This is a genomic window from Flavobacterium sufflavum (genome assembly GCF_004016525.1).
GTDB lineage: Bacteria > Bacteroidota > Bacteroidia > Flavobacteriales > Flavobacteriaceae > Flavobacterium > Flavobacterium sufflavum.
The window spans coordinates 1-225 of record NZ_SACJ01000059.1; the positions used below are offsets into that span (position 1 = coordinate 1).

The 225-nt window shown below is 42.2% G+C and carries 1 protein-coding gene; it reads left to right on the top strand.

Translation table 11 applies throughout. The features are described 5' to 3' along the window. On the top strand, positions 1-225 hold a 225-nt coding region (locus EOD40_RS18130; RefSeq protein WP_164905526.1), incomplete at both ends, for a hypothetical protein.

Sequence of the window (225 nt, forward strand, 5' to 3'; positions counted from 1 at the left end):
GTGATAATCAAACCTTCAACATCAATGTAACATCTGTGAATGATGTACCGGTTTTTACTAAAGGAGATGACCAGGCTAAACTGGAAGATGCAGGAGCCATCAGTGTTCCTGGTTGGGCAACAGGTATAGATGATGGAGATCCAGAATTGACTCAGACCCTGAGCTTCACTGTTACCAATAACAATAACAGTTTATTTTCGGTACAACCGGCAATTGCAGCAAACG